Below are 15,873 nucleotides of genomic sequence, written 5' to 3' on the forward strand. Positions count from 1 at the left end.
CACATATGAGTATGACAGATAGGTTATTAAATGGTTTAAACCCACAGCAACAAAAAGCAGTACAAACAACGAATGGACCACTACTATTAATGGCAGGCGCAGGTAGTGGTAAAACACGTGTGTTAACACATCGTATTGCGTATTTACTTGGTGAAAAAGGTGTGGCGCCATGGAATGTATTAGCAATTACCTTTACAAATAAGGCTGCTCGTGAAATGCGCGAGCGTATTGATACACTTGTTGGACCAGAAGCAGAAGATATTTGGATTTCTACATTCCACTCAATGTGCGTACGTATTTTGCGACGTGATATAGACCGGATTGGTGTTAATCGTAACTTTACGATTTTAGATGCAGGTGATCAGCTAACTGTTGTGAAGAAAATTATGAAAGAGCGCAATATTGATCCGAAGAAATTTGAGCCGCGCTCTATTTTAGCCGGTATTAGTAATGCGAAAAATGAACTGTTATCTGCAGATAAATATGCAAAAAAAATTACAATCGCTGATCCATATGAAAAATTAACGAGTGATGTATATACAGAATATCAAAAACGTCTTCTGAAAAATAACTCATTAGACTTTGATGATTTAATCATGACAACAATTCAGCTATTTGAGCGTGTTCCAGAAGTACTAGAGTTTTATCAGCGTAAGTTCCAATATATTCACGTTGATGAGTATCAAGATACGAATAAAGCGCAGTACCTTCTTGTTAAACATTTAGCAGCACGTTTTAAAAATCTATGCGTTGTGGGTGATTCTGACCAGTCTATTTACCGCTGGCGTGGGGCTGACATTTCTAACATTTTGTCATTTGAAAAAGACTATGAGAATGCGCAAGTTATTTTGTTAGAACAAAACTATCGTTCATCACAAAACATATTGAATGCAGCTAATGCTGTTATTGAAAAAAATTCAAACCGTAAACCGAAAAAATTATGGACAGACAATCAAGTTGGAAGTAAAATCTCGTATTATCGTGCTGCAACCGAAAAGGACGAAGCGTATTTTGTTGCGAAAAAAATTCGTGATGATATTCAAATGGGAAACCGAAAGTATACTGATTTTGCGGTATTATATCGTACGAATGCCCAGTCTCGTATGGTCGAGGAGATTTTCCTGAAATCTAATATCCCTTACAAAATTGTCGGCGGTACTAAGTTCTACGACCGTAAAGAGATTAAAGACATTTTGGCGTATTTGCGTCTAATTGGGAATCCAGATGATGAGATTAGTTTTGCACGTATTATTAACATGCCAAAGCGCGGGATTGGTGCTACTTCTATCGATAAAATTATTAATTATGGCGTACAAAATGGAATTTCATTAACTGCTGTATTCGATGAGATTGAGCATGTTGGAGTAAGTGCAAAAATAACAAAGGCAGTAAAAGAATTCGCAAGTTTATTACACAACTGGGTAAATATGCAAGAGTATTTATCTGTTACAGAATTAGTAGAAGAAGTTATTGAAAAAACAGGCTATCGCGATATGTTGAAAAATGAGCGTTCTTTAGAAGCAGAAGGCCGTTTAGAAAACTTAGACGAGTTTTTATCTGTTACGCAAACATTTGAATCTCAAAGCGAAGATAAGAGCCTTGTTGCATTCTTAACAGACTTAGCTCTTGTTGCGGATATTGATCGTGTAGATGAAGATCCAACTGCTGGTGAAGAAGTTATTTTAATGACGATGCACTCAGCGAAAGGATTAGAATTCCCAGTTGTCTTTATTGTTGGTTTAGAGGAAGGGATATTCCCGCATACTCGTTCTCTTATGGAAGAAGATGAAATGCAAGAAGAGCGTCGTCTTGCCTATGTAGGTATTACCCGTGCAGAAGAAGAGCTATACTTATCCAATGCTCAAATGCGTACTTTATTTGGTAGAACAAGTATGAACGCAGCATCTCGATTTATTACAGAAATTCCGACAGAATTAGTGGAATCATTAAATGAAACAGCACCGAAGCGTGAAACTTCGTTTGGTGCAAAAGGAAGAACGACAGGCGCAACGGCAAGTGCAACGACAACACGTTCTCGCTCAGCTTTCGTACGTCCGGCTGTTAAGACAACAGGTGGCGAGCAAATTGGTTGGGCAGTAGGTGACAAAGCTTCCCACCAGAAATGGGGAGTCGGTACAGTTGTAAGTGTAAAAGGTGAGGGAGATGCAAAAGAATTAGATATTGCGTTCCCAAGTCCAATTGGTATTAAACGTTTATTAGCGAAATTTGCACCTGTGACGAAACAATAGGAAAGGAATGAGGATATGTCAAAAGAGATAACAAAAAAGCGTATAGAAGAACTGCGTGATTTGTTAAATACATTTAACTATCAATATCACGTATTAGACAATCCTTCGGTTTCTGATGCGGAATATGACCGTAATATGCAGGAGCTTATAAAATTAGAAGAAGAGAACCCTGAATTTGTAGCGGAAGACTCCCCCTCTATTCGAGTTGGGGGAGCTGTACTTGATATATTCGAAAAGGTAACGCATAAATCACCGATGTTAAGCTTAGGAAACGCGTTTAATGAAGGAGATTTGCGTGATTTTGACCGAAGAGTACGTCAAGGAATTGATGATGCGAATGTAAGATATATATGCGAATTAAAAATTGACGGACTTGCTGTTTCACTTCATTATGAAAAAGGACGCTTTATTCAAGGTGCAACACGCGGTGATGGTATAACTGGTGAAGATATTACCCAAAACTTAAAAACGATTAAAGCAATTCCACTTCGATTAAATGAAGAAGTAACGTTAGAAGCGCGAGGCGAGGCTTATATGCCGAAGCGTTCATTCGTTAAATTAAATGAAGAAAAAGAGCAAAATGGTGAAGATGTATTTGCAAACCCGCGTAATGCGGCAGCAGGATCGATACGTCAACTGGATCCGAAAATTGCAGCGAAGCGTAACTTATCTATGTTTGTATATGGTCTTGCTAATGTAGAAGAAAAAATAATTCCTTCTCATAGTGAATCACTTAATTTCTTAGGTGAGCTTGGGTTTAAGACGAATCCAAATCGTCGTACATGCGAAACAATTGAAGAAGTAATAGCCTATGTAGAAGAGTGGCAAGAAAAACGCCCGCATCTTGATTATGAGATTGACGGAATCGTTATAAAAGTAGATGATGTTGCTATTCAAGAAAGCTTAGGAACTACAGCAAAAAGTCCAAGATGGGCAATTGCTTATAAATTCCCGGCTGAAGAAGTTGTTACGAGATTAACAGGGATTGAATTAAGCGTTGGCCGCACAGGGGTTGTAACACCAACTGCAGAGTTAGAGCCAGTGCGAGTGGCTGGAACTATTGTCCGTCGTGCTTCTTTACATAACGAAGATTTAATTCGTGAAAAAGACATTCGAATTGGTGACTACGTTGTTGTGAAGAAGGCCGGAGATATTATTCCTGAAGTTGTGAACGTTATTTTTGATAAGCGTACTGGTGAGGAAGAAGAATACCACATGCCAACGCATTGTCCAGCGTGTGAGAGTGAACTGGTCCGTTTAGAAGAAGAAGTAGCACTTCGCTGTATAAACCCGACTTGTCCAGCTCAAATTCGTGAAGGATTAATCCATTTCGTTTCAAGAAACGCAATGAATATTGACGGACTTGGAGAACGTGTAATTACACAACTCTTTGACGCAGATTATATTCGTACGTTTGCAGATTTATATTCATTAACGAAAGAGCAATTACTACAGCTGGAGCGTTTCGGTGAAAAATCAGCAACCAATTTAGTACAAGCAATTGAGAATTCTAAGGAAAATTCATTAGAGCGATTATTATTTGGTCTTGGTATTCGCCACGTCGGAGCGAAAGCAGCACGCACATTTGCTGAACATTTCGAAACGATGGATGAGCTTGTGAAAGCAACAGAAGAAGAACTAAAAGCAATTAATGAGATTGGTGAAAAAATGGCTCAATCCGTAGTAACGTATTTCGATAATGAAGACGTATTAGAGCTATTACAACAATTTAAAGAGTATGGCGTGAACATGGCATACAAAGGTATAAAAAGTGCTGATTTACAAAATGTTGAGTCGTACTTCGCAGGAAAAACTGTCGTCTTAACAGGGAAACTAGAAGTTATGGGACGCAGTGAAGCGAAGAAGAAGATTGAGGCATTAGGTGGAAAAGTAACAGGAAGTGTTAGTAAAAGTACGGATTTAGTTGTTGCTGGTGAAGCTGCTGGCTCGAAATTAGCGCAAGCAGAGAAGCATAATGTTGAAGTTTGGAATGAAGAGAGGTTCTTACAAGAGCTGAATAAGTAAGAGGTGCAAACTTACGATGAAAAAAATAGCGTTAGTGGTATTAAGTCTAGGCCTACTTGTAAGTGGGTGTAGCACGGGTACCAACAAAGATGAAAAAGTAGTTGAGAAATCGGGGAAAGCGAAAGAGCAAGCGGTTATCCCGAAATACTCCATTTCGGATGAATATTATAAGACGACGGTTCCATTTGATCCAGGTAAGGCACGTGGTTTAGTTGTACAAGGTTTAAATAGTCGTCTAGATATAGATGAGTTTGAAACGGGGCTAATGCGTATTGCGAAAGAATCGTTTAGTACGAAAGATTATTTCTTTAAAGGCGGAAATGTTCTAGATGCTCAAACTATACAAATGCTTGTAAAAAGAAAGCGTACAGATGCTGAACAAAAAGATCTAGAGGACAAGTTAAAAAAAGATGCAGTTAAATTTCCGAATATCGGACTGAATCCAGCCTTAAGTGAAGGCCCAGAGTCACTAGAAGTGAAAAATAAAAAAAATCCAATATATATATCAAATATTTTAGAGCATGATTATTATGAACAAAAAGGTGAGAACGCTGCTGCACCTAGTGGCATTGTAGTTGGATTAGCGATGAATTCTGTCCAGTATTATAATGAAGAGCATGGTTATCCTCGTGAGGCTGAAATCCCAGATCAAAAAATGTTGGCTGAAGGGAAAAGAATGGCACAAGAGATACTGAAAGTAATGCAGCAAAAAGATCCTAAAGTAAAAAATATTCCGGTTACCTTTGCAATTTACCGTCAAGGTCCAAAGTCTTCGCTTGTGCCGGGGAATTTTGTTTCTTATGCTAAGGTAGAAAAAGGTAGTGAAACGGTTGAGGATTGGAAACCAATCAATGAGAAATATTACTTGTTCCCGTCTGAACAAGCAAAAACAGATAATAAACGTGAAGACCTTGCAAGAGTAGCCAACTTTAAAGCGAAATTAAGCGAGTATTTCCAAGGTGATTATACAGCTGTTATCGGTACTGGGATGTATAAGGATGATGAATTAAAGGAAATGAAACTTGAAATTCCTGTCCAATTTAATGGGAAAGCTGAAGTAATTGGTTTTACACAATATGTAGCAGGACTTGTTACGGAATACTTCCCGAATTATATGAAAGTACAAGTAACGATTAAATCTGTAGAACGCCCAGAAGCTATTATTATACGTGAAGCGAAGCAAGATGAACCGTTTGTGAAAATTTTAGATTAAAGATGGAGCTGTTCCTTTCTGGAACAGCTTTTTTTTGGGAGGAATTTTGTTATAATTTAAAATGTTATAAATAAAGGGATAAGGGGCAAAGTCATGGAAGAACTAAGTTTTCAAGTCATTATTTTATTAATTGCATTCGGTTTTTTAGCGGCTTTCATTGATTCGGTTGTTGGAGGTGGAGGGCTAATTTCGCTTCCTGCACTTATGTTCGTTGGGTTACCACCAGCTTCGGCAATCGCAACGAATAAATTAGCTGCAACGATGGGGACGTTTACGAGTGCAATTTATTTTATTCGATCAGGAAAGGTCGATTTTCGGATTGTAGGAAAGTTAATCCCGTTAACTATTATTGGAGCGGTCGCAGGTGCTTTAGTAGTAAAGTTTATTCCGCCTGATATTTTGCGTCCATTAGTGCTTGTAATGTTGGTTTTTATTGCCATTTATATTATTGCAAAAAAAGATTGGGGAAGTGTATCTACCTATAAAAAGATGACAAGAGGAAAAACATTAATGTTTTTCTTTGTGATTTTAATTATAGGATTCTATGATGGTTTTTTTGGTCCAGGAACAGGATCCTTTTTAATTTTTGCATTTTTATTAATTGGTTTGGATTTTATTCAAGCGGCAGCATCTGGAAAACTTTTGAACTTCGTTAGTAATATCGTATCTTTAATTACTTTTTTATTTTTAGATATAATTCATTTTGAATACGGTATAATTATGGGATTATCAATGATTTTAGGTGCTTATTTTGGATCGAAGTTTGCAGTTCGAAAAGGCGTTGGATATGTAAGGACTTTATTTTTGTTAGTTACTATTTTATTAATTGGGAAAAATGTTTTGGAATATACTCATATTTTGTAGATTCATACGTATGTATGAATCTTTTTTTTTATTATATTTTAAAAATTTATTAATTTTTAAAATATAAGTCTAGGAATATTTGAATAAATCTAAATTATCGTGTAGAATAATGTTGTAAAATGTAAACGTTTTTCTAAGGGGAGGCTAAAAAAATGGTAGTAGCATACAAACATGAGCCATTTACAGATTTTTCAGTAGAGGCTAACAAATTAGCGTTTGAAGAAGGTTTAAAGAAAGTAGAATCTTATCTTGGACAAGACTATCCATTAATTATCGGGGGAGAAAAAATCACTACAGAAGACAAAATTGTTTCTGTAAACCCTGCAAATAAAGAGGAACTTGTTGGTCGCGTTTCAAAAGCAAGCCGTGAATTAGCTGAAAAAGCAATGCAAGTAGCGGATGAAACATTCCAAACTTGGAGAAAGTCAAAACCAGAAATGCGTGCAGACATTTTATTCCGTGCTGCAGCAATTGTTCGTCGTAGAAAACATGAGTTCTCTGCTATTCTTGTAAAAGAAGCAGGTAAACCATGGAACGAGGCAGATGCTGATACAGCAGAAGCAATCGACTTTATGGAATATTATGGTCGTCAAATGTTGAAATTAAAAGACGGTATTCCAGTAGAAAGCCGTCCAATTGAATATAATCGTTTCTCTTACATTCCATTAGGAGTAGGTGTTATCATTTCTCCTTGGAATTTCCCATTCGCAATTATGGCAGGTATGACAACAGCTGCTTTAGTTTCTGGTAACACAGTATTACTAAAACCAGCTAGTACAACTCCTGTTGTAGCAGCGAAATTTATGGAAGTATTAGAAGAAGCAGGTTTACCAGCTGGCGTAGTAAACTTCGTTCCAGGTAATGGTTCTGAAGTTGGTGACTACTTAGTAGATCACCCTCGTACACGTTTCGTTAGCTTCACTGGATCACGCGATGTAGGTATCCGTATTTATGAGCGTGCAGCAAAAGTAAACCCAGGACAAATTTGGTTAAAACGTGTTATCGCTGAAATGGGCGGTAAAGATACAATCGTTGTTGATAAAGAAGCAGATCTTGAATTAGCTGCTAAATCTATCGTTGCATCAGCATTCGGATTCTCAGGGCAAAAATGTTCTGCATGTTCTCGTGCAGTAATCCATGAAGATGTATACGATCATGTATTAAATCGTGCTGTTGAATTAACAAAAGAATTAACAGTTGCTAACCCAGCTGTATTAGGTACAAACATGGGTCCTGTTAATGACCAAGCTGCATTCGATAAAGTAATGAGCTATGTTGCAATTGGTAAAGAAGAAGGTAGAATCCTAGCAGGTGGCGAAGGAGACGATTCTAAAGGCTGGTTCATCCAACCAACAATCGTTGCTGACGTTGCAGAAGATGCTCGCTTAATGAAAGAAGAAATCTTCGGACCAGTAGTAGCATTCTGTAAAGCAAAAGACTTTGATCATGCACTTGCAATTGCAAACAATACAGAATACGGTTTAACAGGAGCAGTTGTTTCTAACAACCGTGACCATATTGAAAAAGCACGTGAAGACTTCCACGTTGGTAACTTATACTTCAACCGTGGATGTACTGGTGCAATCGTAGGTTACCAACCATTCGGTGGCTTTAACATGTCTGGTACAGACTCTAAAGCTGGTGGCCCTGATTACTTAGCACTTCACATGCAAGCAAAAACTACTTCTGAAACTTTATAAGAAATAGTAGAAGAGATCTTCACATCCCGTGAAGATCTCTTTTTTGAGAAACTCTCTATAATAGAGGTAACTAGTTAATTTGAAGTAGGGAAAAATTACTGCATATTACCATTTATTCTTTAGAACTAGCTAAACCCTATTAATAGCAGGATAAACATGTAAATAGAAACAAAACAAAGAGAAAAATTGACTTATTAGTCATATTTTTTAGTATTTATTTTTAGGATTTCCTGTATAATACAATTTGAAAGAAAATCTATGGTTAGACAAGAGAACACTCCTTTCGGTTTTGCTCACTGAAAGGGGTGTTTTTTATTTTTTAGCACATACACCTTGTAACAAATTATGGTAAATGGTAGTATTTTATTTGGAGTATTCAGAAAAAATGAATTAGTACTGATTAATATACAGTACTAAATAATAATAGTTATATGGATAGTAATTGTAGAAATTCAATTTTTAACAACTGTAAGACGATATGAAAATGATAAAAAGGAAGTGTTATCGTATGAAGATGGTAATTTTAGTCGCATTATCATTGCTTGTTATTGGGGTAATTGGAGTTGGCGTGATGACTGTTTTTGGAGGAGGTTTTCATAAAGTTGAAATTCATAAAAAAGAAATGGTGGCCGGTGGGAAAATCGATGAAAACGTCTGCTGCTGATGTTGAAGTTGTGACAGTCGATTCAAAAGAAATTGAAGTGTCACTAGATGGGAATATGAGCAAAGGATTAGTAGATAAATATAAATTTATGGTAAAGGAAGAAAATAATCGTTTAAATGTGGAGTTTACTAAAGATGGGAATTCAGTTGGTTGGAACGTTGGCACTACTGCAGATGTAAAATTACAAATTAAAGTGCCAAGTAAATTGTATGAAAATATGAAAATAAAAACGTCATCAGGGGACGTTCTAGCAAAGGATATGGAAATAAAGACAGCAGAAATAAAAACATCATCGGGAGATATATCGTTATTACAGTCTAAAATAAATGAGAAATTAACAGCTAAAACATCTAGTGGAGCAATTGAGACTAATAAAAGTGAAATTGTGGCAGCAAATTTAACTACGAGTAGCGGTGAAATTAAAGCAGATGGCCTACACTCTGATGAAGTGGCATTTACGACGTCATCAGGTAATATTGAATATAATGATAAAAGTTTGCAAGGTGAGGTAGAATGTAACACCTCAAGTGGTGATGTTCATATGAAATTTGATACACTTCCTGAATCTTTGAAGATTAATTTTGAGGGAGGTTCTGGTAAACCTCATTTGAATGTACCTGGTCTATTGTATGAAGAGAAAACAAAGCATAAATTAATTGGAGTAAAAGGTTCAGGAGAACATAAAGTGCAAGTAAAAACAAGTTCGGGAGATTTTAAGTTACAATAGTTTGAGAATAAAAATAAAAATCATGTCTTTCTCTTTAATTGATGAGGAAGACATGATTTTTTGAATTTTAGTTAGCTAAAAACTCTTCTGTACTCATTACATTTGCATACACTCCATTTAAACTCGCCAAAATTGTATTGTGAATATAAACAGCCGGTATAGTAGCGTTCTTAAATGAAAGATCCTTTGTAGCGCAAGCATCATGTATAACGGTACAATGAAAGCCAAAATCAAAAGCCGCTCTTACTGTAGCATCAATACACATATGAGTCATCATCCCACATATTACGATGTGCTCAATATCTAAACGTTGTAATTGCTCTAAAAGATCAGTTTCTCGGAAGCTATTTGGATAATGTTTGAGTATAACGGTTTCTTCTCTAAGTGGACGGACATTTTCATGAATATGGACACCTTCTGTATTTGGTAGGAAAAAAGTAGCATCATCTTTTATAGCTACATGTTGGATATGAAAAATAGGTTCGTTTCTTATTCTAAAATGTTGTAGTAGTTGAATAGCATATTCACTTGCTTCTACTGGATTACGTAATTCCATCTTTCCACTTGGAAAATAATCATTTTGAATATCGACGAGCAAAAGAGCTGTTTTCATATATTTATCTTCCTCCGATTTCATATTCAAATTATGTTATTCAATGAATAGAGAGGATTTCCCTTTCTAAAAGTGTGAGTGATAAGAATTTTACATAACTATAAAAATCGCTATTGTATTATGATTTCTGATTTGAAAATTTAAATAGAGAAATAATTAATATTTTTCTAAAAAATGTATTGACTCTCATTATTCTGAGTTCTATAATGAGAATTAATTAAATGACAACTAAATCGATGCACTCTTATCCAGAGAGGTGGAGGGACTGGCCCTACGATACCTCAGCAACGGGTTTTTTAATACCGTGCTAATTCCAGCAAGCCTAAAACAGGCTTGGAAGATGAGAAGATGTGAACGAGTACATATTAGTGCTCTCCTTCTTATCTTTTATTAATGATAAGAAGGAGAGCACTTTTTATTTTACCTCGAAAGCTCTACTTCAAGTTTCTAAAGCATATAGGAGGGAAGAAAATGATTTCTTTTAACAATGTAAGTAAAGTATATGAATCAGGCGGACAATCAGTTCATGCCGTGGAGGATGTAACGTTGTCAGTTGAAAAGGGTGAAATTTTTGGCATTATCGGATTTAGTGGTGCTGGAAAGAGTACGTTATTACGTCTAGTAAACATGTTAGAAAGACCAACTGCAGGAACGATTTCAATAGATGATAAAGATATTACATCATTATCGACGAAAGAGTTACGGAAACTAAGACAAAGGATTGGGATGATTTTTCAAAGCTTTAATCTATTTAATTCAAGAACAGTATTTGGGAACATTGCTTATCCATTAAAGTTAGCAAAATTGCCAAAGAATGAGATAAAAGAAAGAGTGAATGAACTACTAAAATTTGTTGGTTTAGAAGATAAAGCAAACTATTATCCAGAGCAGCTATCAGGCGGTCAAAAGCAACGCGTTGGGATTGCAAGGGCGCTTGCCACATCACCGGATATTCTCATATGTGATGAGGCAACATCAGCTTTAGATCCGGAAACAACGACAGAAATTTTAAATTTATTAAAGAAAGTAAATCGAGAATACAATTTAACGATTCTACTTATTACACATGAAATGCACGTTGTGAAAGAAATTTGTCACCGCGTAGCCGTTATGGAAAAAGGAAAAGTAATTGAAGAAGGAAAACTGTTTGACGTTTTCACACAACCAAAAACAAGAACGACTCAAAATTTTGTACGCTCTGTTATTAATGATCACTTACCAGAAAGTGTTCTAGCGAAAATTCAAAATGGAGGTCAGATTTATCGCCTGACTTTTACTGGGGAAGAGACAGGGCAGCCTGTACTATCATATATTGCGAAAAACTATAATGTCGATGTAAATGTTCTTTACGGAAATATTATTGAACTCCAAAATGTTTTATTTGGAAATCTTCTTGTAGAACTACAAGGTGAACAAAGAGAGATTCAAAAAGCACTACAACATCTAAGACTGCAAGTGCAGCTGAAGGAGGTAGAAGCTCATGCGAGTTGATTGGAGTATATTTTGGCCTCGCATTTTAGATGCGACGGGGGATACCCTTCTAATGGTAATTGTTACCCTTATATTTGCTACAATTCTAGGTATACCTCTAGGTTTACTATTATATGTGACGCGGAAAGGGAATTTTTTAGAAAATAAGTGGGTCTTTTCTATTCTTAATATCATTATTAATACAATTCGTCCGATTCCGTTCATTATCTTTTTAGTAGCCTTAAGTCCAATAACAAGAAGTGTTATTGGAACTACAATCGGAACGGCAGCAGCAATCTTTCCAATGACGTTAGTTGCTTCAATTGGTATTGCTAGAATGGTTGAAACAAACCTTGTTTCTGTTCCGAAAGGAGTAATTGAAGCTGCACAAGCAATGGGTGCTTCACCACTTAGAATTGTTTTTGAAATTCTCGTGCCAGAAGCGTTAGCGCCATTGATCTTGGGAGTTACGTTTATGACAGTTGGTTTAATTGAATTTTCTGCAGTCGCAGGACTTGTCGGTGGTGGAGGCCTTGGCGACTTAGCAATGACATATGGCTATCAACGCTTTGATACATCAGTTATGTTCGTAACGGTCGTTTTACTTATTATTCTTGTACAGTTAGCTCAAAATTTAGGAAACTACTTTGCGAAAGTCTTTTTACGCAGATCATAAAAGGAAGAGGGGAAAATAAAATGAAGAAAATTTTAGCATTTGCATTATCAGCAATCGTAGGAATTTCAGCATTAAGCGGCTGCTCAGGCGGAGACACAGGTGCAGGAGCGAAAGAGAAAGTAGTTCGCGTCGGTGTAACTGGAACAGATGGAGACGCTTGGGAAATCTTAAAGAAAAAAGCTGAAAAAGAAGGCATTAAAATTAAACTGGTTGAGTTCTCTGATTACACAACGCCAAATAAGGCGTTAGCTGATGGAGATATTGAACTAAACTCATTCCAGCATATTGCTTTCTTAGAACAATTTAAAAAGGAGCATAAATTAGACATTACAGCTGTTGGTACAACACAAATTGCACCGATGGGCTTATACTCTGAAAAATATAAGAAAGCAAATGAAATCCCAGATGGTTCAGAAATTGCTATTCCAAATGATCCAACGAACCAAGCACGCGCATTAAAACTTCTTGATGCAGCTGGATTATTAAAGCTTAAGAAAGATTTCGGTCTATTTGGAGATCCAAGTGGTATCGCTGAAAATCCGAAGAAGTTAAAAATTACACCGGTTATCGCACAGCAAACACCTCGTGTATTAAAAGACGTAGCAGCTTCAGTTATTAATAACGGTGTTGCTGGTCAAGCTGGATTAGATCCAGCGAAGGACCCTATTTTCCTAGAAGATCCAAAGAATGAAAATGCGAAACCATATATTAATATTTTCGCAGCTCGTACGAAAGACAAAGATGATCCAACACTGAAAAAAGTAATCGAATTGTACCATTCAAAAGAAGTAACAGATGCAATTAAGAAAGAAACAAATAATGGTTCAATTTCAGTAGATCTTTCACTTGATGAGCTTGCAAAAATCGTAAAATAACATTGAGTTTAACGGACTAACAGTAGGAACCCCTCCGCTGTTAGCTCGTTCAACATATAATCTACTTAACAAACAAAACCCTAATTCTGTACCTTCCAATTTTGTATAACGTAGAATCCAATGTTTGTTAAGTAGAGTGATAGACCAGGAATTTTCTTGGTCTTTTTTTATTGTTGAAAGCAGCTAGCGAATAGTAAGGTAATCCAAATTATAATTGGGTAAGAAAGTAAACTGAAAATGAGTGTAATTACTAATCCCTTTTTATGGATTAATAGTTTCTTTGATGAAAATAAGAAAAGAGAAAATAGGATAATGATAGATGCTGTTATTACTCCTGGGTTATAAGAACGATAAATAACAAATAAAATAATATGTTGAACAGAGTTAAAGAAAATGGCTCCTTGTATAAAAATAATCCAGTAAATAGAAGAGATAATTTGTAATTGGTATAGAATGACTATGAGTAGGACAAAGGTTGTTAATATAGTAATTGCAATGAAAAATTGTTTGTTAGTTATAAAGTGGATCGAAAATTGATTAGCAAGGTATTGTGGCATTTGAAAAGCCTCTTCAAGGTTATGAATGAAAAATAAAAAGGGGATTAGCTAGATTGTATTAGTGGCGAAATATCTTGTTGAAGATGTTTTTATCAACTTACATCAGCTCCAATAAAGGTATAGAAAGCCTATAAAAAACAGGCCTTCTATACGGATAGGGTTATTCAATGATGATACTTTTTAAATTACCTTCAGGATGTGGTTGTTCTCCCGTATAAGAAGAGAGCTCCTCCTGTAAAATGTTTAGTGCTTGCTTAACTGATTGCTGAATCGGATTTGGTAGCTCTTCTAATATACGCATACCAACTTTTAGTTTTGTACGAATTATTCTCCGTAAAAGTTCATCATGCATGTACTACACCTCCAAACCGAATGTTTAGTACATCTTCTTCAAACTTTGCTCCTTGAATAGAAAGGTGTGTTAATGTTTTTGGCAAAGTGATATTTCGCTTAACAGAACCAGCACGGATAATAAGTTCATCACCTTTTTGATTTAATGAAAGCTCACTTTTGTTTGAGAAGGGGATGGACAGAACGAAAATATATTCATCACCATCTTTTTTTACATATTGCGTGCGACCGTTGAATTTCACTTCAGTAGGACAAGGATCAGTTTTAAATAAAGCATCTCCGACACGTTCTAACATAGACAGCCCAACAACTTCTTGCTCAAACATCGGAGCTTCATAAATAGGTAGTGGTTGAAAGCTATTTTGAATTAATGTTTTATATTTCTTTTGTGTATCTTTCCATGCCTGAAAATAAGGATCGGTGACAGTGTTAGGGATGACGCGGTTAATCATAATAGCATCTACGTTATAATCGTATAAGTTTAAATACGTAAAACTGCGCTGAGCTTCTTTAATAACCATTTTTTCAGGATTTACAACAACGCGAATACTTGTTACTTCTCGGTTTGATAAAATATCTCTCATTTCTCCAAGTTGTTCAAGCGTATTCGTTAATTCGTCCATAATATCATCTGTTGGGAGAGGGACGCCGAGGAGTGGTTGTGCTACAGGACGAACAACTTTTAAAACCTTTCTTTTAATAGGAAATAGTTTTTCCATCCACCAGCCGAGCATATCTGGAAAACTAAGCATTGCTAAAGTTTCTCCTGTTGGTGCGCAATCAATAATGATGACGTCGTAAGTGTTTTGTTTATAATAATCGAGTACTCGAAGTAAGCTAATTAAATCTTCCATACCAGGAAACATCGTTAATTCTTCTGTTGTAATATCGTCAGCTGCTTTGGAAGTGAAGAGTAGTGTAATATATTTCTGCAATTTCCCCCAGCCTTTTTCCATTTCATAAATCGTATTAATTTCTTGTGCCCACAAGTTTTCGCGAATTTCTAGTGGTTCAGAAGATAGTTTTATGCCAAATGAATCTCCTAAACTATGGGCAGGATCTGTGCTCATTACTAATGTTTTTAATCCTTGCTTTGCACTTTGAATTGCTGTTGCTGCTGAAATGCTAGTTTTTCCTACGCCGCCTTTACCTGTATACAAAATAATTCTCATCATTATATCCCCTTTGTTTCGATTGTCGAATATTACGAGTGTCGAAATAAATATTTGAATAAAACCCAGCTAGGGTTTTATTCAATCGGAATGTTTCTCATTTTAGATGTAGAAACCTTTTCTTCTGTTTTTTGTTGTGACGTAGCGATGTGATTCATGATCTTTTGGAAGATTTGTAGTAAGAATGCTTTTTCTTCTTCTGACAATGCTTCTGTCACTAGGCTAAAGTAATGGGCCGCATTCTGTTTCACTTCTTGAACGAGCATTATGCCGTTTTCTGTTAAGCGAATTAATACAATGCGTCGATCCTTTTCATCTCGATAACGTTCAATATATCCCTTTTTTACAAGGCGATTTACAACACCTGTCGTTGTACTCATCGGTATATCAAGAAGGTCAGCAATTTTTGTCATTGTAATATCTGTATTTCGCTCCATCCAAAGTAAACAAAATACTTCTGTCTTGGAAAGTGTTAGATCAAGGCTTACCCATTCTTCAGGATAGAAAAGTTTCTTGGCGTTATCTAGCAGTAAGTCTAAAAAATGTTCATATTGCAGCAATTATTTCCACTCCCGTATATTTCGAGATTCGTAATATTTGTTTTTATATTATGTTGATTTGAAATAAATGTCAATCATTTTAATTGTTTTTTTAGACTAGTCGGAAAATATTATTCAAAATAGAGACTTTTTGTGATAGATTAATAAATAGAAAAAG

At 35.9% G+C, this 15,873-nt stretch carries 15 protein-coding genes and 1 riboswitch; of the genes, 10 read left to right on the forward strand and 5 right to left on the reverse strand.

Translation table 11 applies throughout. The features are described from left to right. The first annotated feature begins 5 nt into the window (after nucleotides 1-5). From pcrA to ACTFQM_RS24100, 7 genes are all read left to right on the forward strand, one after another. Entirely contained in the window at nucleotides 6-2,249 is a 2,244-nt protein-coding gene (gene pcrA / locus ACTFQM_RS24070; RefSeq protein WP_029953054.1) for a DNA helicase PcrA, read from the forward strand. A 15-nt stretch (nucleotides 2,250-2,264) separates the two neighbouring features. Beyond that, complete coding sequence (gene ligA, locus ACTFQM_RS24075) at nucleotides 2,265-4,274, forward strand: NAD-dependent DNA ligase LigA (protein ID WP_440036561.1); 2,010 nt, start codon at nucleotides 2,265-2,267, stop codon at nucleotides 4,272-4,274. Between the two features lie 16 nt (nucleotides 4,275-4,290). Then, nucleotides 4,291-5,487, forward strand: coding sequence for a CamS family sex pheromone protein (locus ACTFQM_RS24080; RefSeq protein WP_440036563.1), 1,197 nt, complete (start codon nucleotides 4,291-4,293; stop codon nucleotides 5,485-5,487). A gap of 93 nt (nucleotides 5,488-5,580) precedes the next feature. Then, nucleotides 5,581-6,351, forward strand: coding sequence for a TSUP family transporter (locus ACTFQM_RS24085; protein ID WP_327915861.1), 771 nt, complete (start codon nucleotides 5,581-5,583; stop codon nucleotides 6,349-6,351). 152 nt (nucleotides 6,352-6,503) lie between these two features. After that, complete coding sequence (pruA, locus tag ACTFQM_RS24090) at nucleotides 6,504-8,051, forward strand: L-glutamate gamma-semialdehyde dehydrogenase (RefSeq protein WP_025150178.1); 1,548 nt, start codon at nucleotides 6,504-6,506, stop codon at nucleotides 8,049-8,051. 508 nt (nucleotides 8,052-8,559) lie between these two features. Beyond that, the gene (locus tag ACTFQM_RS24095) at nucleotides 8,560-8,715 is read left to right on the forward strand and encodes a hypothetical protein (protein WP_440036565.1); all 156 of its coding nucleotides are present in this window, start codon (nucleotides 8,560-8,562) and stop codon (nucleotides 8,713-8,715) included. Continuing rightward, nucleotides 8,696-9,442 carry a DUF4097 family beta strand repeat-containing protein gene (locus tag ACTFQM_RS24100; RefSeq protein ID WP_440036566.1) on the forward strand — a complete coding sequence of 249 codons (747 nt, stop codon included), beginning with the start codon at nucleotides 8,696-8,698 and terminating at the stop codon, nucleotides 9,440-9,442. Before ACTFQM_RS24095 ends, ACTFQM_RS24100 begins: the two co-directional genes overlap by 20 nt. A 67-nt stretch (nucleotides 9,443-9,509) precedes the next feature. On the opposite strand, the gene ACTFQM_RS24105 is transcribed toward ACTFQM_RS24100, so the two are convergent. Beyond that, nucleotides 9,510-10,055, reverse strand: a complete 546-nt coding sequence (locus ACTFQM_RS24105) for a cysteine hydrolase family protein (protein WP_025150180.1) — start codon at nucleotides 10,053-10,055, stop codon at nucleotides 9,510-9,512. A 241-nt stretch (nucleotides 10,056-10,296) separates the two neighbouring features. After that, nucleotides 10,297-10,402, forward strand: a riboswitch (SAM riboswitch). Nucleotides 10,403-10,526: 124 nt separating this feature from the next. On the opposite strand from ACTFQM_RS24105, the gene ACTFQM_RS24110 reads away from it, so the two are divergent. Genes ACTFQM_RS24110 through ACTFQM_RS24120 form a run of 3 tightly spaced genes read left to right on the forward strand, consistent with a single transcriptional unit; the run spans nucleotide 10,527 to nucleotide 13,076 of the window. After that, the gene (locus ACTFQM_RS24110; protein WP_440036567.1) at nucleotides 10,527-11,546 is read left to right on the forward strand and encodes a methionine ABC transporter ATP-binding protein; all 1,020 of its coding nucleotides are present in this window, start codon (nucleotides 10,527-10,529) and stop codon (nucleotides 11,544-11,546) included. Next, nucleotides 11,536-12,201 carry a methionine ABC transporter permease gene (locus tag ACTFQM_RS24115; RefSeq protein WP_002174622.1) on the forward strand — a complete coding sequence of 222 codons (666 nt, stop codon included), beginning with the start codon at nucleotides 11,536-11,538 and terminating at the stop codon, nucleotides 12,199-12,201. Before ACTFQM_RS24110 ends, ACTFQM_RS24115 begins: the two co-directional genes overlap by 11 nt. Nucleotides 12,202-12,221: 20 nt before the next feature. Then, entirely contained in the window at nucleotides 12,222-13,076 is an 855-nt protein-coding gene (locus tag ACTFQM_RS24120; protein WP_440036568.1) for a MetQ/NlpA family ABC transporter substrate-binding protein, read from the forward strand. A gap of 167 nt (nucleotides 13,077-13,243) precedes the next feature. Here ACTFQM_RS24120 and ACTFQM_RS24125 read toward each other — a convergent pair whose 3' ends face one another. The 4 genes from ACTFQM_RS24125 to ACTFQM_RS24140 form a co-directional block, all read right to left on the reverse strand. Next, on the reverse strand, nucleotides 13,244-13,678 hold the full coding sequence (locus ACTFQM_RS24125; protein WP_440036651.1) for an HXXEE domain-containing protein: 435 nt from the start codon (nucleotides 13,676-13,678) through the stop codon (nucleotides 13,244-13,246). Nucleotides 13,679-13,793: 115 nt separating this feature from the next. Continuing rightward, nucleotides 13,794-13,985: a DUF3926 domain-containing protein gene (locus ACTFQM_RS24130; RefSeq protein ID WP_440036570.1), complete on the reverse strand. Its 192-nt coding sequence runs from the start codon at nucleotides 13,983-13,985 to the stop codon at nucleotides 13,794-13,796. Then, the gene (locus tag ACTFQM_RS24135) at nucleotides 13,978-15,159 is read right to left on the reverse strand and encodes an ArsA family ATPase (protein ID WP_440036571.1); all 1,182 of its coding nucleotides are present in this window, start codon (nucleotides 15,157-15,159) and stop codon (nucleotides 13,978-13,980) included. Before ACTFQM_RS24135 ends, ACTFQM_RS24130 begins: the two co-directional genes overlap by 8 nt. Before the next feature lie 74 nt (nucleotides 15,160-15,233). Further along, complete coding sequence (locus ACTFQM_RS24140; protein WP_440036573.1) at nucleotides 15,234-15,716, reverse strand: MarR family winged helix-turn-helix transcriptional regulator; 483 nt, start codon at nucleotides 15,714-15,716, stop codon at nucleotides 15,234-15,236. Nucleotides 15,717-15,873 lie beyond the last annotated feature (157 nt).

Source organism: Bacillus cereus group sp. MYBK30-2 (assembly GCF_051915945.1).
Lineage (GTDB): Bacteria > Bacillota > Bacilli > Bacillales > Bacillaceae_G > Bacillus_A > Bacillus_A paramycoides.

Coding starts and splice junctions, on each gene's coding strand:
- pcrA (WP_029953054.1), top strand. CDS start 6: ATGAGTATGACAGATAGGTTATTAAATGGTTTAAACCCACAGCAACAA.
- ligA (WP_440036561.1), top strand. CDS start 2,265: ATGTCAAAAGAGATAACAAAAAAGCGTATAGAAGAACTGCGTGATTTG.
- ACTFQM_RS24080 (WP_440036563.1), top strand. CDS start 4,291: ATGAAAAAAATAGCGTTAGTGGTATTAAGTCTAGGCCTACTTGTAAGT.
- ACTFQM_RS24085 (WP_327915861.1), top strand. CDS start 5,581: ATGGAAGAACTAAGTTTTCAAGTCATTATTTTATTAATTGCATTCGGT.
- pruA (WP_025150178.1), top strand. CDS start 6,504: ATGGTAGTAGCATACAAACATGAGCCATTTACAGATTTTTCAGTAGAG.
- ACTFQM_RS24095 (WP_440036565.1), top strand. CDS start 8,560: ATGAAGATGGTAATTTTAGTCGCATTATCATTGCTTGTTATTGGGGTA.
- ACTFQM_RS24100 (WP_440036566.1), top strand. CDS start 8,696: ATGAAAACGTCTGCTGCTGATGTTGAAGTTGTGACAGTCGATTCAAAA.
- ACTFQM_RS24105 (WP_025150180.1), bottom strand. CDS start 10,055: ATGAAAACAGCTCTTTTGCTCGTCGATATTCAAAATGATTATTTTCCA.
- ACTFQM_RS24110 (WP_440036567.1), top strand. CDS start 10,527: ATGATTTCTTTTAACAATGTAAGTAAAGTATATGAATCAGGCGGACAA.
- ACTFQM_RS24115 (WP_002174622.1), top strand. CDS start 11,536: ATGCGAGTTGATTGGAGTATATTTTGGCCTCGCATTTTAGATGCGACG.
- ACTFQM_RS24120 (WP_440036568.1), top strand. CDS start 12,222: ATGAAGAAAATTTTAGCATTTGCATTATCAGCAATCGTAGGAATTTCA.
- ACTFQM_RS24130 (WP_440036570.1), bottom strand. CDS start 13,985: ATGCATGATGAACTTTTACGGAGAATAATTCGTACAAAACTAAAAGTT.
- ACTFQM_RS24135 (WP_440036571.1), bottom strand. CDS start 15,159: ATGATGAGAATTATTTTGTATACAGGTAAAGGCGGCGTAGGAAAAACT.